Raw genomic sequence first — 25385 nt, forward strand, 5'->3', positions numbered from 1 at the left:
AGTAAATTTTTCAAGTAACAAAATGTCATTGAATTTTCAAGGTAATTTCACTTGTTGGAAAGTTTCGGGCAATTTTTTGTTTTTGTGAAACATCCTGCAAATATAAAGATCTTGCAGGGCTTTTTGCATCCGGGCCGACGGGGGGACGGGTTGCTCGCTGCTGACCGCTTGCGCGCTCAAATGCGACTCGCAACCCGTCCCCCGTCGGCCCGCCCAACAGACATCGGCTGGCGGGTTTTTCAGGCAGCCGGATTTTCCCTTCGGCCGATGATCCGGGGTAGAGAGCCGGTATGATTTCCGGCCTTGCCTCCTGGACAATTCCGATCACTTGACAAAAATCAGGCTTTTAGTATTGATATGGATCAGGAAAAGATCCGGCCCGATGGCCCGGGTCTGGATTTAAAAAAATCACAAGCAAATCAAAAGGGGCGGGTTTGAAAATCGATATACCGGGATATGGCATTCTGAATCTCAAATACGTGGTCATGGACTATAACGGCACCCTGGCCGTGGACGGCCGGGCCGTGGCCGGCGTGGACCGGGCACTGGAAAATCTGGCCGGTGAGCTGGAACTGCACGTGCTGACGGCCGATACCTTCGGCAAGGCGGCTGCAGAGCTTAAAGATATGCCCTGCAGCCTTTCGATTCTGCCTGCAGGCGACCAGTCAGCCGCCAAGCGCGATTATGTCAGGCAGTTGGGGGCGCAAAACACCGCTGCCATTGGAAACGGCAGAAATGACCGGCTCATGCTGGCCGAATCGGCCCTTGGCATCTGCGTTCTGCTCGATGAGGGGGCCTGTGTGGAGACCGTCAATGCTGCTGACGTGCTTTGCCCCTCCATTCTTTCGGCCCTGGGGGTGCTGGCCAGTCCTCTGCGCATCAAAGCCACCCTGAGAAGCTGATGAATCCCTTCTGGGTCGTTCTTATTATAGTGCTGGGCCTGATCTATATCATCAGCCCGGTGGATCTGCTGCCTGATTTTTTCCCCATTGCCGGCAGGCTCGATGATCTCGGGCTAGTGGCCCTGTTGATTTATTACCTGAAAACCGGCCGCTGGCCCGCCTTTATTTCGCGTATTGCCGGCTGGTTTTTCGGCACTGGCCGTTCGGGGGCGGGAAACTCCCGGAATCAGGGCCGGGCGGCCGGCGGCAAACAGCAGGCAGCCGGCAAAAAGGATCCCTATGCAGTGCTGGGCCTGTCACCCGGCGCATCAAGTCAGGAAATCCACGAGGCTTACCGCCGGCTGGCCCACCAGTATCATCCCGACAAAGTCTCTCATCTCGGGGAGGAATTCCAGGAACTGGCCAGGCAGCGTTTTCTGGAAATCCAGGAGGCTTACGAGGCCCTCACCGGCAAAACGCCTTAGGTTCTTTTGTCGGCTGAATAGCAGAGATGCGCCAGAAAGCAGTTTTCGCATTCGGGTTTTCTGGCCTTGCAGATCTGCCGGCCGAAGAAGATCAGGTGCAGGGAAAAATCGTTCCATTCCTTTTTGGGAATCACCGTCATGAGATCCGCCTCGATTTTTTCCGGATCCTTGCTGCGGGTCATATCCAGGCGGCGGGAGATGCGCGCCACGTGAGTGTCAACCACCATGCCGGGAATGCCGAAGGCCGCTCCCAGCACCACGTTTGCGGTTTTGCGCCCCACGCCGGGCAGCGACACCAGATCTTCCAGGTTGCCCGGCACCCGGCCGTTGAATCGATCGGCCAGATCCCGGGCGCAGTTTTGAATATGCTTTGCCTTGTTCTTGTAAAATCCAGTGGGCCGGATCAGGGATTCAATCTCTTTGACGTCGGCTTCGGCAAAATCATTGGGTGTTTTGAATTTTTCAAACAATGGACCCACAACCGCATTGACCTGCCGGTCGGTGCATTGGGCTGAGAGAATGGTGGCCACCAGCAGTTCAAATGCATTGTTGTGTTTCAACTGCGTCTTGACATCCGGGTATTGGGCCCTTAATATCTGTCGAATTTCACGTATGCGATTTTTTTTTCCGGTCATGTGAATGTTGATGGTCTCGTAAAAAGTCGGTTTTCAGATGGCGCCGTAAAAAGTTCAAGATCAAGGCTTGCGCGATTTCGAAGAATGCAGCGTACTTATCCGTACGTGAAATTCTGAGAAAGCGCGCGTAACGCAGATATTGGACTTTTACGGTGCCATCAATGTTGACCCGTCAATAAAAATGGATATGAATTACTCTAGCGCCACAAATCATTTGCCTTTTCATAGCACGGATTGCAGCAAAAAAAAAACAAGAGCCTTGGGGCTTTGTTCCGGGGGGCTGGACAGCATCCTGGCCGGGCTTGTCCTTCGCCGACAGGGCATTGACGTGGTGTGGATCAGCTTTGAAACTCCTTTTTTTGATGCGGAAAAAGCCCGGGCCGCAGCCGCGCAGACCGGCATTGAGCTGATTGTCAAAGATATCACGGATCGCTATTTGCCCATGCTGGCAGCTCCGCCGGCGGGCTACGGCCAGTTTGTCAATCCGTGCATGGATTGCCATGCCCTGATGTTTCGAATTGCCGGGGAAATGATGGAAGAACTCGGCGCGGATTTTTTGTTTTCCGGAGAGGTGGTGGGCCAGCGGCCCATGAGCCAGGTCAAGCCGTCTTTGCGATACGTGGAAAAACGCTCTGGCTATGACGGATATATCCTGCGCCCGCTGTCGGCCAAAAATCTGCCAATGACACCCATGGAAGAAAAGGGCCTGGTGGACCGCGATCAGCTCTGCGATTTTTCCGGCCGGTCCAGAAAGCCCCAGATGGCGCTGGCAAAACAGTTCGGCATCACTGATTATCCGGCCCCGGCCGGCGGCTGCCTGCTGACGGATGCCGGGTTTGCCGCGCGTTTAAAGGACCTGATGGCCCACAGGCAGAAATGGCTCCGGCGGGAGCTGGATTTGCTTAAATACGGCCGGCACCTGCGCCTGGATGCCGGCACAAAGCTAGTGGTGGGCCGCAATAAGGCGGAAAACGAGCAGATTGCCCGTCTGTATGACCCGGAGGCAGATACCCGCATCCGAATGAATCAGATGGCCGGTCCCCTGGGCATCATTGTGGAGTACACCGCCGGTGCCTGCATCCGGCAGGCCGCGGCCATATGCGCCGGCTACAGCAAGGCCGCGGGCGATCAGCCCGCAGAGGTTGAAGTCACCCTGCCGGGCGAAGACGCCCGGGTGATTTCCGTTGTTCCGGTCAACCCAGAAATTGCAAGCCAATGGATGATATTGTCATGCAGATAACCAAAATTGTTTCAGGCGGCCAGACCGGTGCAGACCGGGCCGCCCTGGATTTTGCCATTGAATACGATATGGACCACGGCGGCTGGATGCCCGAGGGGCGAATGGCCGAAGACGGTCTGATTCCGGATCAGTACGGGCTGAGCGAATTGCCCGGCGGCGGTTATGCCCGGCGCACGGAAAAAAATGTCGAAGACTCGGACGGCACCCTGATTGTCAGCCGGGGGCCGCTGTCCGGCGGCTCCCTTTTGACATTTGAGCTTGCGCAAAAACACGGGCAGCCCTGTGTCCATGTGGACCTGGAAACCGTTATTGTCTTTGATGCGGCCATTGATGTTTACGAGTGGTTAAGGGGCCACGAAGTTCATGTGTTAAATGTGGCCGGCCCCCGGGCCAGCAAGGATGAGAGCATTTACGAGCTGACCTGGAATCTGCTGGAGATGGTGCTGCACATGGATGCCATTTCCGGGGCCATGCCCAGTGCTGCGGCGTTTTTTCCCGGCCGGGGGGATGCCGCGGATTCGGACAACAATCTGCCGGCAACCGTGGATGAAGCCGTGAATCTGCTTTTGGAACGCCTGACAGCAAAAACCAAGTCCCGGGTGGCCAGCCGGCCGGGCGATGATCTGGCTGGCTTAAAAGATATCCTGGGCGAACCGATCCTTGCAGAATTCGGCCTGGATGCCGGCAACCCCGCGCTGCTGGAATCCTGCCGGCAGCAGGCGAAAAAACCGGATCTGGAAGCTTCCGGGGCGGTACGCGTGATCGTGCGGAAGTTGTGGGAGCGGCTGCGGCAGATGGGTCATCTGCGCGTGATCAAGTAAACTCCCGGGTGTTTAGCGCATCATTGCCGCCGCTTCCCGGACCCGGGGGTCCTTGTCGTTTTTGAGCGCATCGATGATTTGCCGCGCCCGGGATCCGGGTGTCCTGGAGACGGCGTAAGCCGCTGCGATGCGCACACGGGTCGGATAAAGCCTTTTTTTAAACACCCGTCCCTGTGAAAACAAGATTTTTTCTAAAGACGGGAGGAACCGGTCGCTGGCGTGCTGGCCCATGGCCCGGCACACTGCGCACAGCAGTTCCGGGTCGTTTTTCTTCTCCGCCAATTCCCCCAGAATCCCGGCTGCCCGGGCGGATTTTCTCGTGCCCAGATGATTGATGGCCTCTGCTGCCAGTTCCGAATCCCGGCTGCCGGCCAGTTCACCGAGGAGAGTTGTGGTTTCGGGCTTGTCAATTTTCTGGATGAGCCGGAATGCGGCCCGGCGGACATGTTGATTGGCGTCTGCCATGGTGCAGCGAAGCTCTGTACTCAGCTCGGTTGTCACCCCGTCTATGATTTCCAGAATTTTTATTTTTGCATCTTCCCGGGTTTCATTGATCAGCGCGGACTTGAGCCGGTCGGCGCCTGCCTGGCCGAAGTTGGCCAGCAGCCGGGCAGCCAGCCGCCGGACCCGGATGTCTTCTTCCCGGGTGATGATTTCAATGAGCATTGGGGTCATCCCGGTGCCAAGGGTGCTGATGAGCTGGCAGGCCTGCTGGCGCCGGTGCCTGTCTGAAGCCTTCATGTCCGCCCGGAGTATGTCCACGATTTCCGTATCCAGCTGCCGGCCAAGCACCCGGGGGCGGTCAGATGGCTCCATGCCGCTGTCTGCGCTCAGCGCCGGATGCTGCAGGAGTCGGGAGAAAATCCAGGCGGCTGCCGGGTATTCCCCGTAAAGAATCAGCGATGCCGCGCATTGATGAAGCCTGTCTGCGGCCTGGCGCACGGCGGGGCCGTGGGTTTCAGCCTCGATAAGCGGCATGAGCGTGCTGAGTACCAGCTTGAGATAAGCCCCGGCCGGCTGCCATCCAGGAGGGTTCAGAACAGCGTAAAAGCGGTTGCGGATCCTGATTTTTTCCGTTTTGCCGGAATCGTCATGCAAACGGGCCATCTGCTGCAAGATCCTTTTGACCTGTTCGGTTTCCCCTTTTAAAAACAGGTCCCGCAGCCGGGCGGCAAGGACTTGATCATCCTCGCCGGACATGGGTTCGGGTGGCGCATCGCTTTGGGGTTCGGATTCGTCACATGCTGTGTCTTCCCCGGCGGGTGCGTGTTGATGGTCCTGGTCGTCTTCTGCTTCCGTCATTTCAGCCAGGGAGTGAATTTGCTGCTCATCGTAGAGGCGTTGATTGATCAAAAGACCGGATAGTTTGTAGCTGTTTGCCAGTTCCTGCCAGAACCCGGTCAGCTCGTGCCGGTCTGGCAATTCAAAACAGGCCTGGAAAAACGTGTTCAGATCATTTTCCGTTATCCCGGAAGTCAGTGTCAGGCTGTGGATGCCGGTATGGGACATGAAGCGGATCATGCCGTTATACAGGGCCTCAAAAGCACTGGGATCCACCTTTGTTCCGTTGATGAGCAGGTTGTTTTTTACCCGGGAGAACACAATGACTGGCTGACTTGCGAAAACCGACTGCAGTTCGGCCAGGAGCATGCCCACCGCCTCCCGGGTGACAGGTCCGCCGGCGGGATAGAGGCGGAATTTGCTGTAAGTGCCCAGAAATGCCCCGATGATCCTTTGCGCCTGACGGGTCTGCGTATCTGAAGACTTTGCCGCTTGCTCGGGAGAGGCATCCGGGGTTTCAAGCGGGTCTTCTGCCGGGGCATCTGATGTTTCAATCCGCGTATACGCCACCTGGCGGACATGCACGCAGGCAAGCTTGTTCCGGTCTGCAAAAATCTTCCAGAATCCCGGGGGGATGGTTTTTCTGCCCGCCTGGCTGATTTCGTCGAGTACGCGCTGCAGCTCGGTTTCGCCCGTGCCGTATTTGAATATCAGGCTTTTGATTTCCATGCGGGAAAAAAGCGCCCGGATATTGGCGGAAACACCGGACGGGGCGGTATCCCGGATTCTTTCCCCGTTAATCCAGAGATCATCGCCTTCAACGGTGATGGAAACCTGGCTGTTGGTATAAAAGATTCGTTCCAGTATGCGCAGCAGGTCCCTTGAGGCGGTGACAACCGATTTGCTGCCCGCCGGATAAAGCCGGGTGTTTCGCACAGCCACCAGCAGCGCACGGAGCAGGTGCGGCACCAGTTGCCGGGCCTGAGGGGGCAGGGGTTCATCGCCCAGTCCGGTTTCCGGGCCGGTTTCTTCCCGGTCAACAGCTTCCGGGTCAAAATCGGCGCTCCAGTTTTCCATCTCGTCTTCCCGGAACAGGTACTGGTTCCAGCTGTCCTGGAATTCCTTGTACTCCCGGGCTTTTTCGATTTCATCAGACCGGCTGAAATGATGGGCCAGAAACGCGGCAGAAGGCAGCAGGTTTTGCTGAAACAATGATTCCTGGTAGATGCCGATCTGTTGGTGAAGCAGCTTTTTTTCCGCCGGGCTGATGCCGTCGTAAATAATATCCCTGACTTGTTTGCTGGAAAACCGGATGTTTTCGTCATCAGCGGCAAATTCGGTCTCAACAATGCCCTGCTGCTCGGCATTGTCGATGATTTCATAGAGCCGGGCCGAGTAATCCCGGGTGATGCCGGCAAGCATGCTTAAAAACGTGGATTCGCCGAAAGCCGATGCCTGGTCCAGAAATCGCCGGCTGTCCTCGTCCAGGGAATTCATTTTCAAGCGGATGATTTCCTCCAGGGAGCGGGGGAAATACTCCTTGTCCAGGGGAGACACCGTCCATTTGCCGTTTTTTTTGACAATATGGCCGTCCTGGATCATTTTCCTGATGATTTCGGTTAAAAATAATGGATTTCCGCGGGTCACCCGGGCCATTTCCCCGCAAGGACCCCGGGGCAGATGAATGCCCGGGAATATGGCATCCAGGTGGGTTTCAATATCAGACTGGCTCAAAGGGGTCAGGGCAATGTCCTGGATTTCCAGTTCTTCAGAGTATGCGTTACGGAACAGGTCCAGGGACACGGCTTCGCCGATGGTCTGTTTTTCCCGGGCCGCGGTGCCGCAGAAAAATACCGGAATCCGTCTGCTTTGCATCAGCATCCGGATCAGGTGCAGGGAGGCCGGATCGCAGTAGTGCAGATCGTCAACAAGCACCGCCAGAGGGCGGCCGCCGGCCAGGCGGATGACAAACCGGGTAAAAGATTCAAAAACAGCCTCGCGCGCCTCAGGGGCATTTTCCGGCAGCGGGGGCTCGCCTTCCCGGATCTGGGGGATTACCTGGGCAAGCCGGTCGATTTCCGCATCATCTGCTTGTTTTAAAATGGACAGGCCCTTGTCCTCCAGCCTGTTCATCAGGGCCATGGCGATGTAGGCGGCCAGGTAATAGGGTCGAAAAGCCTCCTGTATGATGCCCTGGACCCGGACGGGCTGTAAATTTTCCTCCAGGTCCTTTTCAATTGTGCTCAGAAAGCGGGTTTTGCCGATGCCCGGGGCGCCGTCCACGATGACCATGCGACTTTGGCCCTGGTCAAAATGCCGGAGTGATTCCCGCATCCGGGTCAGCTGGTCGCCCCTTCCGGCAAGGCCGGCATTTTCCAGGTATCGCAGGGCGGTTCTGGGAAAAACGCCGGCATCACTGACTTCCTCTGCATCCATGCACCGGTCCCGGCCGGCTTTGCGTGCGGCCTGCATGGCCGTGTCAGCCTTGTGGATCAGGTTTTTGATGTCAGCGGCGTCTCCGGGTGCGCCGGCAATGCCAATGCTCAGGCTCAGGGGTATCCGGGTTCCGGCTTCAGGGGCGGAAAAGGGTTGCCTGCGGATCTGATGCAGCAGCTTTTCAGCAATGCTGCGGACTTCGGGTTTACTGTGATCCGGCAGCAGCAGAAAAAAGCTGTCCCCGGCATAGCGCACGCAGACGCCATTTTCCGGAGCTGCCGTGCGGATGCTTTCAGCGGTATGGATCAGGGCCTGATCACCTGTGTTGTGACCGTACTGGTTGTTGATCCGCTTGAAATAATCAATATTGATCATCACCAGGCTGACCGGCCGACGGTCAAGGGCCTGCCAGTCAATGGCGTTCTGGCAGTGGTGAAACAGGTATCGCCGGTTGTTGAGCCCTGTCAGCTCGTCTTCATAAATCAGGGCTGACGGGTTTTTACCGACGTTTTGAAGGAAGTAGAGAAGTTTCTGGTATTTCATCCATCCCCCGGGTTGGACAGGCCTTTGATGCCGGAATTCTTACCAAATCATAAGAAAAAATCAATTCAATAGCAAACAGATTATATAATGCCGGGCCCGGGTCATCTGTTTGCGCACCGGCCGGGGCGGCGTTATGTTTTTGCAATCATGGTATCAACAGGGAGAAGAACATGAAAACAGCAGCCGAAATATTGCAGGAAAAACGGACCCAACGCCTGGTGTCCATGCCCCCGGGATCCCTGGTGATCGAGGTGATCCGGCAGATGGCCATTCACAATATCGGATCCATGCTAATCGGCAGGGAAAGGCGGATTTCCGGAATATGGACAGAGCGCGATTTTTTGAACAATATGCTGGAGCCCGGCTTTGATTCCCGGAAGGCTGTGGTGGATGATTACATGCATACCGATCTGGTTTCGGTTGCTCCGGATACACCCTCAGAGCGGCTGGAGGAGATGTTTCTGGGACTTTTTATCCGCCATATCCTGGTCATGGAAGACAAGGAATGCACTGGCCTGCTGTCCATCGGAGATGTACTGCGTTCCAGTCTTTTGGAAAAAGACCGGAAAATCAGGGAACTCAATCGCATTGCCAGCTGGGAGTATTACGAGAACTGGGCCTGGCACCGGGGCCGGGCAGATCGTTCCGGCACCAGGCAGGAAAAAGAATAAAAGCCCGTCAGATGGTCTCTGACGGGTGTTTAAATCAATGGCAGCCGCCTGCTCCGCCGCCGCAGGTGTGATTCTGGGTGAACTGGCGAAGCCGGCCGCTGATCAGGGCGTCCACGGCAGAGCCCACGGTCGGGGCCTGTTCACCGTAATAGACCTCAATTCCCATTTGATTAAATCCCATAAGCGGTCGCATTCCCATTCCTCCTGCCACCAATTTCTGCACCTGTTTGTCCGCCAGATATTGGACCGGCGCCATGCACCCGCCCTGCTCATGGGGAATGTTGGGGACCACTTCCACGTTCTGGATTTGATCATTTTCCACTTCCACCAGGGTGTAGAGATCGCAGTGGCCGAAATGGGCTTCCAGGGAAGCTTCCAGTCCGCCCGGCGAAGCCGAGGGGATTGCTATTTTTGTTTTCATGTCTGTTTGTTTCCTTTTTGCTGAAGATGTTTTTTTAATGATTGCCGCAGATTGCCGGATTTTGCGTTCTGCGCAAAAGTTCACAACAAATTAATGACTGGCCGGGGGCTTGTCAATGCCTTTTTTGCATATGCCGGCTTGAAAGAAACACGGAAAACCGGTAGAAAGATTTTTTGTATTTATTGATAAGCAATCCGTTTTATAAAGGGAGTCGGCAATGTCTGCACAAAACGGGTTTGTTCCCCCGGTCGGGTTAAAAGGCCCGCACATCCAGTCGTTACTGGCAAGCGCCCGGTTCCGGGCGGCCAATACCGGTGCTGTCATCAATGATGCCCGGGAGCATGTCCTGGAAACCAGCCAGGGCGTTCGTCTCCAGGGGTTTTATTCACCCGGGCCGCAGCCCGGGAAAAAGGGCTTGGTGCTTTTGCTCCACGGCTGGGAGGGAAGCGCTCAATCCACCTATGTCCGCACCACCGCCGGGTACCTGTTTGACCGGGGATATGATATTTTTCGTCTGAACCTGCGCGATCACGGCCAAAGCCATCATCTCAACAAGGGGCTGTTTTTCGGCACCCTGTTTGACGAGGTTTTTGAAGCCGTGCAACAGGTGGCAAAGCTGGCCGCAAATGTTTCGTTTTTCGTGGCCGGGTTCTCCCTGGGCGGCAATTACGCGCTTCGCATTGCCCGGGAGCTTGCGCGGCGTTCCATACCGGAAATCTCCCATGTGGTGGCCGTCAGCCCTGTTCTGGACCCGGGCCGGGCCACGGACGTGGTGGACCGCACGGTTTTGTACAGGTATTATTTTTTGAAAAAATGGAAAAAATCCCTGGCGTGCAAGCAGCAGTTGTATCCGGATCTGTACGATTTTTCCGGTGTGCTGGCGCACAACACCATCCTCGGGCTCACCGCGGATTTGCTTCCCCGCTGCAGTCCGTTTGACAAGCCGGCCGATTATTTCCGGACCTACACCCTCACCGGCAAAGCCCTGGAAAATATTGCTGTTGCCACCACCATCATCACTTCAAAAGATGATCCGATCATTCCGGTGCAGGATTTTTACGGATTGCGCTTAAATGATCTGACGGATCTGATCGTGCATGCCCATGGCGGGCATAACGGATTTATTCAAAACTACCGTTTGAATGTCTGGTATGAAAAGGCCATGGCTGAGATTTTTGCCGGATACGGCAATTAGTCACCAAAGCCCGCACACCCGGTCATCTGCGCATGCTTGCGGGTGCCGGGGTACTGCCGGCAGATTCCGGGCTTGACCTCATGGATCCGGCAGAGCCATCTGCCGGATCCATGATTTGGGGCTGCCGGCAGCAGCCATGGACAGGTTTCTGAAAATCGCCGGGTGCCGGGCTCCACCCACACGGCATAGGAGACAATCCGGCTGCCATGGCGGATTGTGGCCACCCGCTCCAGGATGTCGTTTCTTCCCAGGAGCTGCCAATGACGGTAATCGGCTGCAGACAGCTCATGGCGGTAATCCAGCACCTGGCAGCACCGGCCGCACTGTCTGCACGCAAACCCCTGCATGTCCGTTTCGATCAAAATCCCTGTTTTGCCCCCTTTGTCATTGCCGGCCACTTCGGCACGGGTCTGAAACGTTTTTCGGCATATTTCCGCAATGACCTCGGTTGACGGCGGCGCGTTTTCCAGTGCGGTGATCAGGGTATGTCCCAGCTCCCGGGCTGTGATGCGGAGCATGCGGTTTTTGCGCGTGCGGCCCGGCCTGGATATCCACATGCACTGGCAGCGGGGATCATCTGCGATCGTAATGTCCGGTCCCAGAATCAGAGGGCAGAGGTCCATGAAAAGGCGGCGCTGGGGCGGGTACTGGTAGAAATCGGTTCGAATGGCGTCAATCGCCTCTGCCATGGACAAAAAGACGTGTTCTTTTCCGTCCAGGGGGGTGTCTCCTTTCAAGTCGCAAGGACAGGCAGGCTGCATCTGATTGATTCTGCGTGCCCGTGACACGTGATTACCTGGTATTTATAACCGAAATTCTGATTTCCGGCCAGATTTTTGTTGGGCGGGTTTCTGCATAAAAAACTTAATATTTTTCAGCCGCCCGCCGATAAGCGGACATTGAAGGTTGGGTGTTGGATGTTTTCATACAGGGACAAAAAGCCTGGAAGGAAGAAATGGATCTGCTTGCTGAAATCATGACAAAATTTCTGGTTTATTGTGTGGCCGCCGGTATTATCGGCGGCATTCTGCGGTTGATTTTTGGAAAAACCTTATTGGTCACGGTTTACTTCTGGCTGATACCCGGCATTATGCTCACCATTCTTGCGGCTTTTATTTCCGGCCGTGCAGGAAATATGGATCTGACCTGGACAAAACTGACAACGCCGATCGGGGTTTTGATCCTGGCGGGCAATTTTATCATTGTGGGCAAAAAGCTCATGGGCCGGCTGCAGATGATGTCTGATGAGCTTCAGTCCGTGGCAGTGGAGATGGATTCCTCGGCCGCCTCTGCTTCTGCGTCCAATCAGTCCCTGGCCGACAATGCCGCCTCCCAGGCAGCTTCCATTGAGGAAACCGCCTCGTCCCTGGAGGAGATGTCTGCAAAAACCAAGGGCAATGCCGACAATGCCGGGCAGGCAAAGTCTTTGGTATCAGAGGCCAAAATCGTGGTGAAAAAGGTCAACGATCATATGGCGGAAATGGCTGAAGCGGTTGGCGAAGTGACCCGCAGCAGTGAGGAAACGGGCAAGATCGTCAAAAATATCGATGATATCGCTTTCCAGACCAATCTGCTGGCGTTGAATGCCGCGGTTGAGGCCGCCCGGGCCGGCCAGGCAGGGGCGGGGTTTGCCGTGGTTGCCGGTGAGGTTCGGAATCTGGCCCAGCGGGCGGCCGAAGCGGCCAAAAACACCTCTGCATTGATTGACAATACCATTGCTGTTGTCCGGAAAAACAGTGAACTCACGGAACTTACCCGCAAGGCATTTGATCAGAATGTGGAAATATCGGAAAAAATAAATACCATTGTGGACGAAATTGCCGCCGCCTCCCGGCAGCAGGCCCAGGGAATTGAGGAGATCAACGGGGCCGTGGCGGACATGGACCGGATTACCCAGCAGAATGCTGCGGCTGCCGAGGAATCGGCCGGCGCATCCCGGGAAATCGGAAACTACGTGCTGAATGCCAAAAAAATCGTCCGGGACCTGAACCTGTTTATCAAGGGCACAGAAGCAGATTCGAATTCACCTCCCCGGATGCAGGCGCGCCTGCATCCTCCGGATGAAGACAGCGAAGTCAAGCTGATTGCGGCAAATCATTAGAAACGGCGGGTTGCAAAACCCGCCTCATGTTTGTCTGAGCCATTGATTATTTTTTTCATCCAGGATGTCTTGCTTTTCTTCGGATTTTGTTTAAAACAGAAAATCATGTGCAAAATCTGCAAACCGGAATTAACTTTCCTGTGAAACCGTTGCAGCCTCACAGCTGATGCGGGCGGATCTGTGCATTCAACCCCCGGAGAAAAGGAAACCCTATGATCAAGACCATCAACGAGCAGGCCGTGGAGCTGGAATCAAAGCTGTCCTGTCATCTCATTGATACAGAGGAAATTGAAAATCTTGACCAGTCCTGGAAGAACGATCCCAGGTGGAAGGGCGTGACCCGGCCGTATACGGCCGCAGATGTCCTTCATCTGCGGGGCACGCTTCCGGTGCAGTACTCCTGGGCCGATGCCGGGGCCAAGCGCCTGTGGCGGCTTCTGCATACCGAGGAGTTTGTGCCGGCTTTGGGCGCGCTGACCGGAAACCAGGCCGTACAGCAGGTGGAAGCGGGCCTGAAGGCCATTTATGTGAGCGGATGGCAGGTGGCGGCTGACAACAACGCAGCCGGCGAAATGTATCCGGACCAGAGCCTCTATCCGGCCAACAGCGTGCCCAACGTGGTGCGCCGGATCAACAACGCCTTTAAGCGCGCCGACCAGATCCAGGTGCTGGACTGCAGGCAGGACGGGCCGTATTGGTACGCCCCTGTGATCGCAGATGCCGAGGCCGGATTCGGGGGGCCGTTAAACGCATTTGAGATCATGAAGTTCATGATCGAAGCCGGGGCTGCAGGTGTCCATTTCGAGGACCAGCTGGCTTCGGCCAAAAAGTGCGGCCATCTCGGGGGCAAGGTCCTGGTGCCCACCCGGGAGTTTATTACCAAGCTGATTGCTGCCCGTTTGTCTGCAGATATCTGCGGGGCGCCCGCGCTTTTGATCGCCCGTACGGATGCCGATGCGGCAAAGCTTTTGACAAGCGATATTGACGAGCGGGACCGGCCCTTTATCATCAGCCGGGAGCGCTCCGACGAAGGCTATCACTGGATCCAGCCCGGCATTGAATCCGCCATTGCCCGTGGCCTTTCCTATGCCCCGTATGCGGACATGGTCTGGTGTGAGACCTCGGTGCCGGACCTGGACCAGGCCCGGCAGTTTGCCGAAGGTATCCGTGCCCGGTACCCGGACAAGCTGCTTTGCTACAATTGCTCGCCATCGTTTAACTGGCAGGCCAACCTTGACAATGCCGCTCTTTCCCGGTTCCAGCGGGAGCTGGGCGCCATGGGCTATAAGTTCCAGTTTGTCACCCTGGCCGGATTTCATTCCCTGAACCTGGGCATGTTCGAAATGGCCCGCAGTTATCGCGACGAGGGCATGGCCGCGTATTCGCGCTTCCAGCAGGAGGAGTTCAAACATGAGAAGGCGGATGGCTACATGGCCACCACCCACCAGAAATTTGTGGGCACAGGCTATTTTGACCGGGTCATGACCACCATCACCGGCGGCAAGGCCTCCACCGGTGCCATGGCGGATTCCACCGAAAGCTCTCAGTTTACCAAAAAGTAAAGGGGTTTTGACGCATGGATCGTCGAACCTTTCTGAAACTTGCGGGCATGGGGAGCCTGGCGTTTGCTTCCGCATGCACCCTGGAAAATGAGAAAAACCTCTATTCTCTGGTCCGGCTCGAAGACGATATGACCCCGGGCAGGGCCAGTTGGTATGCCTCAACCTGCCGCCAGTGCCCGGCCGGCTGCGGGGTGCTGGCCAAAAACCGGGAGGGGCGTGTTATCAAGCTTGAAGGCAACCCCCTGCACCCGATCAACAGTGGAAAGCTTTGCATCCGCGGCCAGGCCGCCCTCCAGGAAATTTACCATCCGGACCGGCTCAAAAAGCCCCGCATCAGGGAAAACAACACCTGGAAAACCATCGGGTATGACAGGGCCCTGGCCCTGGTGGCGGAAAAAACAAAAGCCGCTGCAGCCAAAGGCGAAAACCGGGTGCGCATGGTCACGCAAATCGAAGGCGGCATGCGCATGGATGTTTTCAAAAAAGCCCTTGCAGCGGCAAACAGCACAGAGCTCCTTGTTTTTGAGCCCTTTTCCTTTGAAAAGATCCGGGCGGCAAACCAGCAGGTTTTCGGTGTAAATGCCATCGGTTCCTGGAAGATCCGGGAGGCTGATCTTCTTGTGGGCTTTGGCGCGGATTTCTGCGAAACTTGGCTTTCGCCGGTGGAATATGCCCGGCAGTTTAAAACCATGCACGCCTGGCAGGGAGCTGCAAAGGGCCGGTTTTTTCATGTCAGCCCCTGGCGGGGCATCACCGGGGCCAATGCTGATTGCTGGCTTTCCTGCGCCCCGGGCACTGAAGCGGCCATATGCCTGGGCTTGATCCGCCGGGTCATGGAACAAAACCCGCCCCGGAACATCCCGGATAGGACCGCAAAAGCAATCCGGGCGGCTTCAGACCCCTTTGATGACAACCAGGTGACCGCCATGTCCGGCATCAACCCGGATGCCTGGCAGCGCCTGGCCGCGGCCATTTCAGAGGCGGAAAATCCCCTGGTGCTGGGCGGCCCGACAACTGCGGCAGATGCCTGTGACGTGCAGACCGAGTTTGCGGTCAACCTGCTCAACTACCTGCTGGACCCGGGTCTTGGAAAAATGGATTTTACCCGGCCGCACCGCGTTCAAAAGGCTGCATCCCACTTGCAGATTTTGGATTTTTTCGATCACATCGGCGCCCAAGCCCCGGATGTGGTGCTTTTAAACCAGATCAATCCCGTATACGCCCTCGGCCCGGAGATAAAGGAACGCCTTGAGCAGACCGATGCCTTTGTGGTGAGTTTTTCCAATTTCATGGACGAGACCGCCCAATGTGCGGACCTGGTGTTTCCCACCAGCCTGGCCCTGGAATCCTGGGATGAGTATAGCGCATACCCGGACCTGCTGTCATTGTGTCAGCCGGCCATGAAACCCCTGCATGGTGCGCCCTGTATTACGGATGTGTTTTTGCAGGTCGCCCCGGATGCAGCGCAAAACACTGCAAACGCCAAAGAGGCACTGCTCTCGCATGTGCAGCAAAATTACCCGGTCTCAGATACCCGGACCTGGATGCAGGCCGTGCGCAAAGGTGGACTGTTTGATCTGCCCCGGTCAAAACAGGCCCATGAAAAGCCCCGGCTGCAGGAGCCCGGGTTTGCAAAATGGCTCACCAGGATTTCCGTTTCCGGCAATGAGCAAAACCTTTCCTTTGCCGCCCTGCCGTCTGTACGTTTCTTTGACGGACGTGCGGCAGACCTGCCCTGGGCCTGTGAAATTCCGGACCCGGTCACCCAGGTGGCCTGGCAGAGCCCGGTACTGGTGCATCCGGACACCGGGGCAAGTCTTGGCATCGGTCATGAGGACGTGGTGCGCATCCGCACCGCCCACGGACAAATCCAGGCGCCGGTATATGAAACCTCAGATATTCATCCCGGGGTGATGGGTCTTTATGCCGGCCAGGGACACACCGCAGGGGGCCGGTATGCAAAAGGGCAGGGGGCAAACGCGTTTTTGCTTTTTTCCGTGAAATCCGGATTTGCCGCAGACATTGCCGTGTGCCAAACCGGTGCCCTGGAAGTGGAAAAAACCGGGCAAAAGCAGAAGCTTGCCGCCACGGCCGGCAGCATGGACCCCCACGGCCGGAAAATCGCGCTCACTGTTGCCGCAGACGATCTGGCCAAACCGGCAAAAGAAAAAAAACACGGACTGGCCATGCACGATTTTCCCCTGACCCTGCCCCTGCCCGGGGGCTATGACAAGCACCGGGATTTTTACCCCCCGCATGATCACGAGGATTACCGCTGGGCCATGGTGGTGGACCTGGACCGGTGCATTGGGTGCAGCGCCTGTGCGGCGGCCTGTTATGCGGAAAACAACCTGGGCGTGGCCGGAGAGGAACAGATCATAAACGGCCGGGAGATGTCCTGGATTCACATTGAGCGCTACTGGCAGATTGATGATCCGGAAAATTCCGTTTTTCTGCCCATGCTCTGCCAGCACTGCGACAATGCCCCGTGCGAGTCGGTCTGCCCGGTCTACGCCCCCCACCACAGCAAGGAGGGGCTAAACAACCAGATTTACAACCGGTGTATCGGCACCCGGTTCTGCGCCCAGAACTGCCCCTACAAGGTTCGGCGCTTTAACTGGTTTGACTGGAAATGGCCGGAGCCGTTAAATCTCCAGCTCAACCCGGATGTCACGGTGCGCAGCAAGGGGGTCATGGAAAAATGCTCCTTTTGTGTCCAGCGCATCAAGGCAGCCCATGGCCGGGCAAAGGATGAAAACAGAAAGATCAGAGACGGCGAGGTGACACCGGCCTGTGTGCAGACCTGTCCCACAGACGCACTGGTATTCGGCAGTCTCATGGATGAACACAGCCGGGTATCGCAGATGGTCAGAGACCGCCGGGCATATCAGGTCATGGGATATTTGAACACCAAGCCGGCTGTGATATATCTCAAAAAAGTGGTGCACAAGGACGGCGCCATCTGAAAATCGACTTTTTACGAAGGCATCAAGATCTGAGGCCATGGAAAAACTTTCATTTCAGGAAATTGACAACACTGTTGCCGCCACCCTGGAGCCGCCGGGCCGGTTTTACTGGGGCGTGGTGGGACTGCTGTTTTGCGGGGTCCTGGTTGGCGCTTTCTGCTGGGGCTGGCAGATCATGGTGGGCATCGGCGCAGGCGGCCAGAACAGCCCGGTCAACTGGGGCACCTATCTGATCAATTTCGTTTTCTGGGTGGGCATTGCCCATTCCGGGACCCTGATATCGGCCATTTTGTATCTGCTGCGGGCCCAATGGCGAAATCCCATTGCCCGGGCTGCTGAAACCATGACCGTGTTTGCCGTTTGCACGGCCGGCCTTTTTCCGTTTATTCACCTGGGCCGGGTGTGGATGGTCTACTACATGCTGCCTGTTCCCAATCAGCGTACCTTGTGGCCCAATTTCCAGTCGCCGCTGATGTTTGACGTGGTGGCCATCAGCACCTACCTGATTGTCAGCGTGCTTTTCTGGTACACCGGCATGCTGCCGGATCTGGCCATCATCCGGGACCGGGCCACGGGCGTTCGGAAAAAGGTGTTTTCCGTGCTTTCCCTTGGATGGACCGGAAGATACGAGCACTGGCGGCATTACACCCGGGGCTATCTTTTGTTTGCCGCCCTTGCCACGCCCCTGGTGATATCCGTGCACAGCGTGGTGTCCTGGGACTTTGCCCTGGGCGTGATTCCGGGCTGGCACACCACCATATTCGCTCCGTATTTCGTGGCCGGCGCCATTCACTCGGGCCTGGCCATGGTGCTGACCCTGATGATCCCTATGCGAAAAATTTTCAGGGCAGAGCGCATCATCACCATGCACGTGCTGGAAAGTGTTGCCAAGACCATCGTGTTTACCGGCCTGATCGTGGGATTTGCCTACGGCACCGAGTATTTCATTGCCTGGTACAGTCAGAACACCGTGGAAATGGAAGTGTTTTCATTCCGCTCCACCGGCGGGTTCGCGCTTTCCTACTGGATCATGGTGGTCTGCAATTCTCTTGTGCCCCTGCTGTTTTTCTTCAAACGCATCCGCACCCACATTTTCTGGTTGTTTGGGATTTCCATCGTGGTTAATATCGGCATGTGGTTTGAGCGGTTCGTGATTATCATCAGCAGCGTGTCCCATGATTTTCTGCCCAATGCCTGGGGTCAATATGCGCCCACGGCAATCGAGTACGGGATCATGCTGGGCAGTTTTTCCCTGTTTTTCTTTTTGTATTTTTTGTTTGTCAAGCATCTGCCGGCCATTTCCATGACCGAGATGAAGGAACTGCAGCATCAGGAAACAGCCCATGAATAGCGGCTATACACAGTTAACCGCCCTTTTTGCAGATGACAGCCGGGCGGCCAAAGCCATTTTAACCCTGCGCGATACCGGCTGGTCTGTTGCAGATGTGCACGGCCCCATTCCCAGCGAGGCCATATCAAAGGCTCTCGGGGTCAAAAAAAGCATGGTGGGGTGGTTTACGCTTTTGGGCGGGGTGATGGGATTTTTTCTGGGATATTTTCTGGCCGTGTTTACGGCCACGCGCTGGGACCTGATGGTCAGCGGCAAGCCGGTGCTGTCCTATGTGCCGTTTTTTATCGTTGGCTTTGAGTTCACGATTTTGTTTGCTGTGTTTGGCAACGTGCTCGGCCTGATTCTGCTGGCCCGGCTGCCGGCCTATCAGGACCTGCCCCACCGGGTCACCCGGTGCGCCTCTGACCGGTTCGGGGTGGTGGTGGACTGCGATGTAAGCAAACAACAGGAACTGCAGGCAATTTTAACCCAACTGGGCGCGGAAGTGCCCGAAGAATCGGCTACGGGCGGGGAATCGTGACACAGCAGATCCGGGATCAGCAAAAGTCAAGAAGGCGCATTTATGCGATTTGCCTGGCGCTGGCGGGCCTGGGGGTGGCCGCTTTTGCGGCCGGTCTGCTTTTGGGAAGGCCTGAAACGGCCTGGCGGGCCTATCTGGTCAATTTTTTGCTATTTTCCGCAGTGGCCCAGGGCGGGCTGGTGTTTTCCGCTATGATGAATACCGTGCACGCCCGCTGGAGTCGCCGGCTTTCGGCCCTGGCCGAGTCGTTTGCCGCATTTTTTCCGGTGTCCTTTGTCCTGTTTCTGGGGCTGTTTTTCGGCCGGGCCTACGTGTTTCCCTGGATGGGCCAGGATCTGCACGGCAAGGAGGTGTGGTTAAACGTGGGGTTTTTGTTTTCCCGGGACATCATCGGGCTGCTGATCCTATATGGGCTGGGCTTTGCCTATCTGTATTACAGCCTGTGGTTCCGGGTGGATCGGGAAAATCCGGGATCTGCCCTCCAGCATCGCCTGGCCGGGTTCTGGGCCGCCCGGGAGGGTGACAGTGAGACATATGCCCACCGCAGATACGTGTTCGGGGTTCTCTATCTGCTGGCTTTTGCCTTTGTGCTGTCTTTGATCGGGTTTGACCTGGTCATGGCCGCAGACCCGCACTGGTATTCCACCCTGTTTGGGGCCTACACTTTTATCAAGGCTGTTTACGTGGGTTTTGGCGCGCTGATCATTCTTGCAGCGGGCCTGCATGCCAGCAGTAAAACGGATTTCACTCTGAGCCGGCCCGAGTTTATTGACATGGGAAAGCTGTTTTTGGCCTTCTGCCTGGCATGGGCGGATTTTTTCTATTGCCAGCTGGTGGTGATCTGGTACGGCAATATTTCCGAGGAAACCGTGTATGTTATTGAGCGCACCATGCTGGCCCCCTGGAACCGGGTGGCCTGGATCGTGTTTATCGTCTGTTTTATCGGGCCGTTTCTGATCTTGTTAAACCGGAATATCAAGACCGTGCCCTGGTTTATGATGCTGTTGTGCACGGTGGTGATCGCGGGCATGTGGCTGGAGCATTACCTGCTATTGGGACCGGCCCTTGAACCAGGAGGCGGGGTTTTGCTGTCAGCTGCTGACGTGTTTATGTTTTTCGGCTTTGCTGGTCTGCTTGCGGCTTGTGTGGCCGTATATCTGGGCCAGTTTCCCGGACTCCCGGCAGCCGCGGGCACACAGCCCGGCACTGAAGAACAGGGCGAATCATGAAACCCTTTGACCGGATAAAGAACTTTTTTGCAGCAGTTTCGCTAAACCGCTGGCCTGTAGTCTTTGTGATTCTGGCGGCAGGGCTGGGGGGGGTATTTGCATACCTGGTGTATGTGTATCCGTCTGCGGCCATGGGCCCGGAGCAGCCCATTGCCTTTTCCCACCGGGTCCATGCCGGTATCAAGGACATTGATTGCCGGTTCTGCCATCCGTTTGTGGAAAGATCCACTTATCCCGGGGTGCCGGAGGTGCAAAAGTGCCTGTTCTGCCATGATCACATCATCGCCGGACATCCGGAAATCCAGAAGGAGCATACATATTTTAACACGGATACGCCCACACCGTGGCGGCGGGTCAATTACCTGCCCGAGCATGTGATGTTTAATCACCAGCGTCACATCAAAAAGGATGTGGCGTGTGCCTCCTGCCACGGGCAGGTGGAAGAAAAGGACCGGCTGAAGGGAAGGGCGTTTGAAATGGGATTCTGCCTGGAGTGTCACCGGGCAGAGGAGGCCAATCTGGATTGCTGGCTGGCCTGCCACAACTAGTGCCTTGCGGAAATGGCCAATTTGCCCAATTTCTGCGTCAGGCTCAAATTTGAATCCTCGAAATACAGGAGTATGTCTGTGGTTCAAATTTTTGCCTTCCTTGAACTTGGACAAATTGTCTCATTTCCGCAAGGCACTATGGCTGATAGAATCGAGTTCTATGGAAGTCCAAGGGCAGGGTCGGTTTTTGGAGCGACATTGAGCGTTTACGGAAAAATTTGTAAACGGTCAGGAGCGAAAAAACTGACAACAACCGCAGGGCTTCCTTTCTGAGAAACATGGAAACCATGTAAAAACTTTTACGAAACCATCATTAATGCAATGGCGCTGAAAAAGGATACCGCGTGACAGAGAGCCAACCCATCAAAAGATCCGATTATGCCACTGCCAAGGGGTTTTGCCTGACTTCGGCCTTCTGGATGATGGCGGCCACGTTCATGGGGCTTTTGGGGGCAACCGAGCTGATTGCCCCGGATCTGACCGAAAATATTGGCTGGCTCAGTTTCGGCCGGGTGCGGCCCACCCATGTGAACCTGGTGCTTTTCGGTTTTGCAACCCCCGGGCTTTTGGGAGCGGTGTTTTATTTTTTCCCCAGGGTTCTGCAGACCCGGCTTTACAGTGAAAAGCTGGGGGTGGCAACGGTGATTGCCTGGAATGTCATGCTGGTCACCCTGGTTGTCACCCTGCTTTCAGGCCATACCCAGGCCCGGGAGTATGCCGAACTGATCTGGCCGGTGGATTTGCTGGTGGTCCTGGCTTTTTTTATGATTACGGTCAATTTTTTCATGACCGTGCAAAAACGTGAAGAACCCCTGATCTATGTTTCTGTCTGGTATGCGTGTGCGGCGGCCGTTTTGACCATGCTCACCTATGCCCTGGGAAATGTAATCTGGCAGCCCGACGGCGGGGCCCTGACCGGGATTCCGGACGCGATTTTGCTGTGGTTTTACGGGCACAACATTTTCGGTCTGCTGTTGACCCCGTTTTCCATTGCCGTGGCCTATTACGTGATACCAAAGGCGGTCCGGGCCCCCCTTTACAGCCATACGCTGTCACTGCTGGGTTTCTGGGCTTTGATCGTGGTCTACACCCACATCGGCACCCATCACCTGCTTCAGGTGCCCGTGCCCACCTGGCTCAAAGTGGTGGCCATTGTTGACAGCATTGCCATGGTGATTCCGGTTGCGGCCTTTCTCATCAACATCTGGTATACGGCCAAAGGCAAACTCGGGGCCATTCATGCCGATATCGGGGCCAAGTTCGTGTTTACCGGCACCATCATGTATTTTTTTGTCAGCATCCAGGGCTCCATGATGGCTTTGCCCCAGGTGCAGCGGGTGACTCATTTTAACAACTGGGTGGTGGGCCATGCCCATATCGGAGTGCTGGGATTTTCCGGCATGATCGCTTTGGGCGGGCTTTATTACGTGCTGCCCCGTATTACCGGCAAACCCCTTTTCTCCCGGTTTCTGGCGGATTTTCAGTACTGGCTGATTTTAATCGGGGTGGTGGGCTTTACGGTGATTTTAACCATTGCCGGACTCATTCAGGGCAATGCCTGGCTAAACGGGGAAACCGTCTATCGGGTCCTGCCGGAAATTCACCTGTATTACGTGATTCGGGCCGGGCTGGGGGTGCTTATTTTTGTTTCCGCCATTATCGGGTTTTATAACATCATCCGATCGGTATTTATGCCTGCAGGAGGTGGAAAATGAAAATGACCCCTGCGGTAATATTTGCCGGAAGCGTGCTCATCCTGGCTGCGGTGGTGGCCGTAGTGGTGGTGCTGCCTTATTATCACACCAACCAGACCCAACCATCTGAAATATTCCGTCCGAGAACCGATGCCGAGGCCGCGGGCCGGCAGATTTATATTGAAAATGGGTGCGTGTACTGCCACAGCCAGTCCATCCGCAGCATTGACTGGGGACTCGGGGCTGAGCGCATTGCCGATGCCGGCGATTACGTGGCAGACCGGCCCATTTTGCTGGGTTCCCAGCGCACGGGCCCGGATTTGTCCCAGCAGGGCGGCGAGCACCCGGATGACTGGCACATGGCCCATTTTGCCAATCCCCGCTATACCAGCCCGTTGTCGATCATGCCGGCGTTTGCCTTTCTGGGAGAGGAAAAAATTCAGGAACTCACCGCCTATGTCCAGAGCCTTGGGATGAAGGATGCAGACAGGCGCATGGCCCGGCAGAACAAATGGAAAGAGCAGGCTGTGGCTGCCTATGAAAAGGGACCGGACAAAAACGTGCAATGGCTCCATGATCATGTGCCCGAGACCTGGCGAAAAATGGCCAACCCTTATCCCACCACAGAGGGGGGGCTGGCCCGGGGCCACAAGATCTACCAGGATTTCTGCATGGGATGCCACGGCCCCATCGGCGACGGCATGGGCCCGGCCCAGCCCTATCTGTATCCGCCGCCTTTAAATTTCACGGTATTAAAGGACCGGGGCATTACCGGCGGGATTTTGTATTACCAGATCATGAACGGCATCACCGGCACGGCCATGCCGTATTTCAAAAAGCATCTGGAATCGGAAAAAATCTGGGATGTGGGCAATTACGTGGCCGAGTATTTCATCAATCAAAGCGATGCCGGCGAGGATATCGGCGGCATTGACGTATCTTATGAGCCATAGGAGCAGTTGCGATGTATTTTCCTTATTTTGCGGCTTATATGGGCATCGGGATTTTCCTTGCAGTGGGCTTGTTTGTCTGGGCCCTGAAAAACGGCCAGTTTTCCGAACAGCAGCGGGCGCGCTTTCTGCCCCTGGAAGATGAGCCAAATGCCGGCGAAGTTCAAAGTTCACGCATGGGGCGGCTGGAATTTCTCACACTCGGGTTTCTGGCCAGTGCCGGGCTGGCCGCAAGTGCGGCAGTGCTAGTTTTTGCGCTGGTATCTTTTTAGAAAAGAGGCGGGATTATGAGAATTTTTGAACTGTTGAACAATATCCATGTGTTTATTTATTTGTTTCCGGCCCTGGGATTTATTCTGCTGCTGGGCCTGGCCCTGGGATATTCGCATCTTCGGTCCGGAAATGATCAAAAGCGCATGCAGGAAATCGTGCATTCCTATCCCGAGGGGATTGAAAGCCGAAATGCGCCATTTCCCCTGGCCATGACCTTTATCATTGCCGGCACCGTGGTGTGGGCGTTTTTTTATATTCTGTTTATTGGAATGTTTCAGGTGGTGATCTAGAGATGAAAGAAAACAGCAAACATGAAAGTGTGCTGCGTTCCTGGGTGATTATCAGCCTTTTGCTGGTGCTGATTCTGGCAAAGGGGTTTTTTGCCTTTGCAGTGGTGGGCGATCTGGGCCAGCCCGGGTGGGACTACGGCACGGTAAAAGACGTTCCGGCCTCTTCGCCTTTTGGCGAGTATGAACTGCTGCCCAATCCGCAGCATATCCGGGGAGCTGACGGGAAATGATCAAGCGGATCGCGGTACTGGGGGTTTTGGGTGTGGTGCTGGCTGTGGGCGTTTACGCTGTGATCACGGTTTATGACAATCTCATGTCCGCCGGCCGCATGTGGGAGACCCCGGCCATCAAGCCCCAGGAACGACCCATGGACACCATGACCAAAGGCGTGGTGCCGTTTTCCGGCGGTGAGGCCCAGCTGCGGGCAACCCCGGCAGAAGAACTCAGCTCTCCCTGGCCGCAGGCCGATGCGGATATCATCGCCCGGGGTAAAACGGTTTACGCGCGTTTCTGCGTTCACTGCCACGGAAAAAATTATGACGGCATGGCAACCGTGGGCCAGAGTTTTTCGCCCCTGCCCACGGACCTGACATCCAGTGCAGTGCAGTCCATGCATGAAGGGCAGATGTTTCATTCCATCAGCTATGGCACCCCAAACGGCCGCCAGCCGCCCCTGCACGCTTCCATCACCCCGGAGGACCGCTGGCGGGTGATCGCCTTTGTCAAACACCTTGGGAAATAAACAAAGCCAAAGCCTTGGATACAGAGGTGCAGCCAGTGGTTTTCGTATGAGGCAGGGACGGGGGGCGGTTTGTTTGTCTGCGGCGGGGTTCCGGCGATCGTCCCGGGGCTTTGGCTGGAATTTTAAAAACTCGGGCGGATCGCCCTCAGACAGTTTAAAATTCCGGGCGCCAAAGCCCCGGGACGATCTTATGCCGAAACCGCGCCAATGCAGCCAAACAAACCACCCCCGCCCCGCCTCATGGCCAGGGCTCTGGAAATATTTGCCAGCAATTGTTTTCGAATACCGGTGTGAGGTCGGTCCGGAAGGGTGTTGCCAATGTGTTTTACAGTGTTATCGGATTTGGGAACGGTCCCCAAGGAAGCCCGAAGGGTGGGGGCGTGTTTTTGAAGCGACATTGAGAATTTTTGCGGGAAAATTTCAAATTTTTTGAGGACGACAGGCCGAGTTTTTAAAATTTCACAAAGGCGTTGGCTGAATCCGCAAAAAGGCTCAGGAGCGAAAAAACCCGCCCCCGGCCTTCGGGCTTTCTTCCTCCAAGTTTCCCCGC

23 protein-coding genes are annotated in these 25385 nt (G+C 55.9%); 19 read left to right on the forward strand and 4 right to left on the reverse strand.

Features of this window, described 5'->3' with window-relative positions; genetic code table 11:
- The first annotated feature begins 434 nt into the window (after window positions 1–434).
- Both HNR65_RS06540 and HNR65_RS06545 read left to right on the forward strand, forming a co-directional pair.
- Window positions 435–902, forward strand: coding sequence for an HAD family hydrolase (locus HNR65_RS06540; RefSeq protein ID WP_232364680.1), 468 nt, complete (start codon window positions 435–437; stop codon window positions 900–902).
- Entirely contained in the window at window positions 902–1366 is a 465-nt protein-coding gene (locus HNR65_RS06545; RefSeq protein ID WP_232364681.1) for a DnaJ domain-containing protein, read from the forward strand. Before HNR65_RS06540 ends, HNR65_RS06545 begins: the two co-directional genes overlap by 1 nt.
- Here the strand turns inward: HNR65_RS06545 and nth are convergent.
- Window positions 1363–2001: an endonuclease III gene (nth, locus tag HNR65_RS06550; RefSeq protein WP_181550677.1), complete on the reverse strand. Its 639-nt coding sequence runs from the start codon at window positions 1999–2001 to the stop codon at window positions 1363–1365. The two genes, HNR65_RS06545 and nth, sit on opposite strands and share 4 nt — an antisense overlap.
- 259 nt (window positions 2002–2260) lie before the next feature.
- Here nth and HNR65_RS06555 point away from each other — a divergent pair, with 259 nt between their 5' ends.
- Both HNR65_RS06555 and HNR65_RS06560 read left to right on the forward strand, forming a co-directional pair.
- The gene (locus HNR65_RS06555) at window positions 2261–3241 is read left to right on the forward strand and encodes a tRNA 4-thiouridine(8) synthase ThiI (protein ID WP_232364682.1); all 981 of its coding nucleotides are present in this window, start codon (window positions 2261–2263) and stop codon (window positions 3239–3241) included.
- Window positions 3232–4062 carry a putative molybdenum carrier protein gene (locus tag HNR65_RS06560; protein ID WP_232364683.1) on the forward strand — a complete coding sequence of 277 codons (831 nt, stop codon included), beginning with the start codon at window positions 3232–3234 and terminating at the stop codon, window positions 4060–4062. Before HNR65_RS06555 ends, HNR65_RS06560 begins: the two co-directional genes overlap by 10 nt.
- A 12-nt stretch (window positions 4063–4074) precedes the next feature.
- Here the strand turns inward: HNR65_RS06560 and HNR65_RS06565 are convergent, their stop codons facing one another.
- Complete coding sequence (locus HNR65_RS06565; protein WP_181550680.1) at window positions 4075–8322, reverse strand: diguanylate cyclase domain-containing protein; 4248 nt, start codon at window positions 8320–8322, stop codon at window positions 4075–4077.
- Window positions 8323–8492: 170 nt separating this feature from the next.
- Between HNR65_RS06565 and HNR65_RS06570 the strand changes: the two genes are divergently transcribed.
- The gene (locus HNR65_RS06570) at window positions 8493–8993 is read left to right on the forward strand and encodes a CBS domain-containing protein (protein WP_181550681.1); all 501 of its coding nucleotides are present in this window, start codon (window positions 8493–8495) and stop codon (window positions 8991–8993) included.
- A 34-nt stretch (window positions 8994–9027) separates the two neighbouring features.
- Here the strand turns inward: HNR65_RS06570 and HNR65_RS06575 are convergent, their stop codons facing one another.
- On the reverse strand, window positions 9028–9414 hold the full coding sequence (locus tag HNR65_RS06575; protein WP_181550682.1) for a NifB/NifX family molybdenum-iron cluster-binding protein: 387 nt from the start codon (window positions 9412–9414) through the stop codon (window positions 9028–9030).
- A 217-nt stretch (window positions 9415–9631) separates the two neighbouring features.
- Here HNR65_RS06575 and HNR65_RS06580 point away from each other — a divergent pair, with 217 nt between their 5' ends.
- A complete protein-coding gene (locus HNR65_RS06580; protein ID WP_181550683.1) occupies window positions 9632–10609 on the forward strand; it encodes a YheT family hydrolase in 978 nt (325 codons plus the stop codon).
- On the opposite strand, the gene HNR65_RS06585 is transcribed toward HNR65_RS06580, so the two are convergent.
- A complete protein-coding gene (locus HNR65_RS06585; protein WP_181550684.1) occupies window positions 10606–11370 on the reverse strand; it encodes a YkgJ family cysteine cluster protein in 765 nt (254 codons plus the stop codon). The two genes, HNR65_RS06580 and HNR65_RS06585, sit on opposite strands and share 4 nt — an antisense overlap.
- 194 nt (window positions 11371–11564) lie before the next feature.
- Between HNR65_RS06585 and HNR65_RS06590 the strand changes: the two genes are divergently transcribed.
- The 13 genes from HNR65_RS06590 (at window position 11565) to HNR65_RS06650 (ending at window position 24835) form a co-directional block, all read left to right on the forward strand.
- Complete coding sequence (locus HNR65_RS06590) at window positions 11565–12710, forward strand: methyl-accepting chemotaxis protein (RefSeq protein WP_181550685.1); 1146 nt, start codon at window positions 11565–11567, stop codon at window positions 12708–12710.
- A 212-nt stretch (window positions 12711–12922) separates the two neighbouring features.
- On the forward strand, window positions 12923–14272 hold the full coding sequence (gene aceA / locus HNR65_RS06595) for an isocitrate lyase (RefSeq protein WP_181550686.1): 1350 nt from the start codon (window positions 12923–12925) through the stop codon (window positions 14270–14272).
- A 14-nt stretch (window positions 14273–14286) separates the two neighbouring features.
- The gene (locus tag HNR65_RS06600) at window positions 14287–17238 is read left to right on the forward strand and encodes a molybdopterin-dependent oxidoreductase (RefSeq protein WP_181550687.1); all 2952 of its coding nucleotides are present in this window, start codon (window positions 14287–14289) and stop codon (window positions 17236–17238) included.
- Between the two features lie 37 nt (window positions 17239–17275).
- Window positions 17276–18589 carry an NrfD/PsrC family molybdoenzyme membrane anchor subunit gene (nrfD, locus tag HNR65_RS06605; protein ID WP_181550688.1) on the forward strand — a complete coding sequence of 438 codons (1314 nt, stop codon included), beginning with the start codon at window positions 17276–17278 and terminating at the stop codon, window positions 18587–18589.
- Entirely contained in the window at window positions 18582–19109 is a 528-nt protein-coding gene (locus tag HNR65_RS06610) for a DUF3341 domain-containing protein (RefSeq protein WP_181550689.1), read from the forward strand. The genes nrfD and HNR65_RS06610 overlap by 8 nt, the downstream gene beginning before the upstream one ends.
- The gene (locus tag HNR65_RS06615; protein ID WP_181550690.1) at window positions 19106–20338 is read left to right on the forward strand and encodes a hypothetical protein; all 1233 of its coding nucleotides are present in this window, start codon (window positions 19106–19108) and stop codon (window positions 20336–20338) included. Before HNR65_RS06610 ends, HNR65_RS06615 begins: the two co-directional genes overlap by 4 nt.
- Window positions 20335–20886: a cytochrome c3 family protein gene (locus HNR65_RS06620; protein ID WP_181550691.1), complete on the forward strand. Its 552-nt coding sequence runs from the start codon at window positions 20335–20337 to the stop codon at window positions 20884–20886. The genes HNR65_RS06615 and HNR65_RS06620 overlap by 4 nt, the downstream gene beginning before the upstream one ends.
- A 344-nt stretch (window positions 20887–21230) precedes the next feature.
- Window positions 21231–22601 carry a cbb3-type cytochrome c oxidase subunit I gene (locus tag HNR65_RS06625; RefSeq protein ID WP_332309018.1) on the forward strand — a complete coding sequence of 457 codons (1371 nt, stop codon included), beginning with the start codon at window positions 21231–21233 and terminating at the stop codon, window positions 22599–22601.
- Window positions 22598–23533, forward strand: a complete 936-nt coding sequence (locus HNR65_RS06630; protein ID WP_181550692.1) for a cbb3-type cytochrome c oxidase subunit II — start codon at window positions 22598–22600, stop codon at window positions 23531–23533. The genes HNR65_RS06625 and HNR65_RS06630 overlap by 4 nt, the downstream gene beginning before the upstream one ends.
- Before the next feature lie 11 nt (window positions 23534–23544).
- On the forward strand, window positions 23545–23802 hold the full coding sequence (gene ccoS / locus HNR65_RS06635) for a cbb3-type cytochrome oxidase assembly protein CcoS (protein WP_181550693.1): 258 nt from the start codon (window positions 23545–23547) through the stop codon (window positions 23800–23802).
- A gap of 15 nt (window positions 23803–23817) precedes the next feature.
- A complete protein-coding gene (locus tag HNR65_RS06640; RefSeq protein WP_181550694.1) occupies window positions 23818–24093 on the forward strand; it encodes a hypothetical protein in 276 nt (91 codons plus the stop codon).
- Window positions 24094–24095: 2 nt separating this feature from the next.
- Window positions 24096–24323, forward strand: a complete 228-nt coding sequence (locus HNR65_RS06645) for a hypothetical protein (protein WP_181550695.1) — start codon at window positions 24096–24098, stop codon at window positions 24321–24323.
- The gene (locus tag HNR65_RS06650) at window positions 24320–24835 is read left to right on the forward strand and encodes a c-type cytochrome (RefSeq protein ID WP_181550696.1); all 516 of its coding nucleotides are present in this window, start codon (window positions 24320–24322) and stop codon (window positions 24833–24835) included. The genes HNR65_RS06645 and HNR65_RS06650 overlap by 4 nt, the downstream gene beginning before the upstream one ends.
- Window positions 24836–25385: the final 550 nt, after the last annotated feature.

The organism is Desulfosalsimonas propionicica (assembly GCF_013761005.1).
In the GTDB taxonomy this organism is placed as follows: Bacteria; Desulfobacterota; Desulfobacteria; order Desulfobacterales; family Desulfosalsimonadaceae; genus Desulfosalsimonas; species Desulfosalsimonas propionicica.

Coding starts and splice junctions, on each gene's coding strand:
- HNR65_RS06545 (WP_232364681.1), top strand. CDS start 902: ATGAATCCCTTCTGGGTCGTTCTTATTATAGTGCTGGGCCTGATCTAT.
- nth (WP_181550677.1), bottom strand. CDS start 2,001: ATGACCGGAAAAAAAAATCGCATACGTGAAATTCGACAGATATTAAGG.
- HNR65_RS06560 (WP_232364683.1), top strand. CDS start 3,232: ATGCAGATAACCAAAATTGTTTCAGGCGGCCAGACCGGTGCAGACCGG.
- HNR65_RS06565 (WP_181550680.1), bottom strand. CDS start 8,322: ATGAAATACCAGAAACTTCTCTACTTCCTTCAAAACGTCGGTAAAAAC.
- HNR65_RS06570 (WP_181550681.1), top strand. CDS start 8,493: ATGAAAACAGCAGCCGAAATATTGCAGGAAAAACGGACCCAACGCCTG.
- HNR65_RS06575 (WP_181550682.1), bottom strand. CDS start 9,414: ATGAAAACAAAAATAGCAATCCCCTCGGCTTCGCCGGGCGGACTGGAA.
- HNR65_RS06580 (WP_181550683.1), top strand. CDS start 9,632: ATGTCTGCACAAAACGGGTTTGTTCCCCCGGTCGGGTTAAAAGGCCCG.
- HNR65_RS06585 (WP_181550684.1), bottom strand. CDS start 11,370: ATGCAGCCTGCCTGTCCTTGCGACTTGAAAGGAGACACCCCCCTGGAC.
- HNR65_RS06590 (WP_181550685.1), top strand. CDS start 11,565: ATGGATCTGCTTGCTGAAATCATGACAAAATTTCTGGTTTATTGTGTG.
- aceA (WP_181550686.1), top strand. CDS start 12,923: ATGATCAAGACCATCAACGAGCAGGCCGTGGAGCTGGAATCAAAGCTG.
- HNR65_RS06600 (WP_181550687.1), top strand. CDS start 14,287: ATGGATCGTCGAACCTTTCTGAAACTTGCGGGCATGGGGAGCCTGGCG.
- nrfD (WP_181550688.1), top strand. CDS start 17,276: ATGGAAAAACTTTCATTTCAGGAAATTGACAACACTGTTGCCGCCACC.
- HNR65_RS06610 (WP_181550689.1), top strand. CDS start 18,582: ATGAATAGCGGCTATACACAGTTAACCGCCCTTTTTGCAGATGACAGC.
- HNR65_RS06620 (WP_181550691.1), top strand. CDS start 20,335: ATGAAACCCTTTGACCGGATAAAGAACTTTTTTGCAGCAGTTTCGCTA.
- HNR65_RS06630 (WP_181550692.1), top strand. CDS start 22,598: ATGAAAATGACCCCTGCGGTAATATTTGCCGGAAGCGTGCTCATCCTG.
- ccoS (WP_181550693.1), top strand. CDS start 23,545: ATGTATTTTCCTTATTTTGCGGCTTATATGGGCATCGGGATTTTCCTT.
- HNR65_RS06640 (WP_181550694.1), top strand. CDS start 23,818: ATGAGAATTTTTGAACTGTTGAACAATATCCATGTGTTTATTTATTTG.
- HNR65_RS06645 (WP_181550695.1), top strand. CDS start 24,096: ATGAAAGAAAACAGCAAACATGAAAGTGTGCTGCGTTCCTGGGTGATT.
- HNR65_RS06650 (WP_181550696.1), top strand. CDS start 24,320: ATGATCAAGCGGATCGCGGTACTGGGGGTTTTGGGTGTGGTGCTGGCT.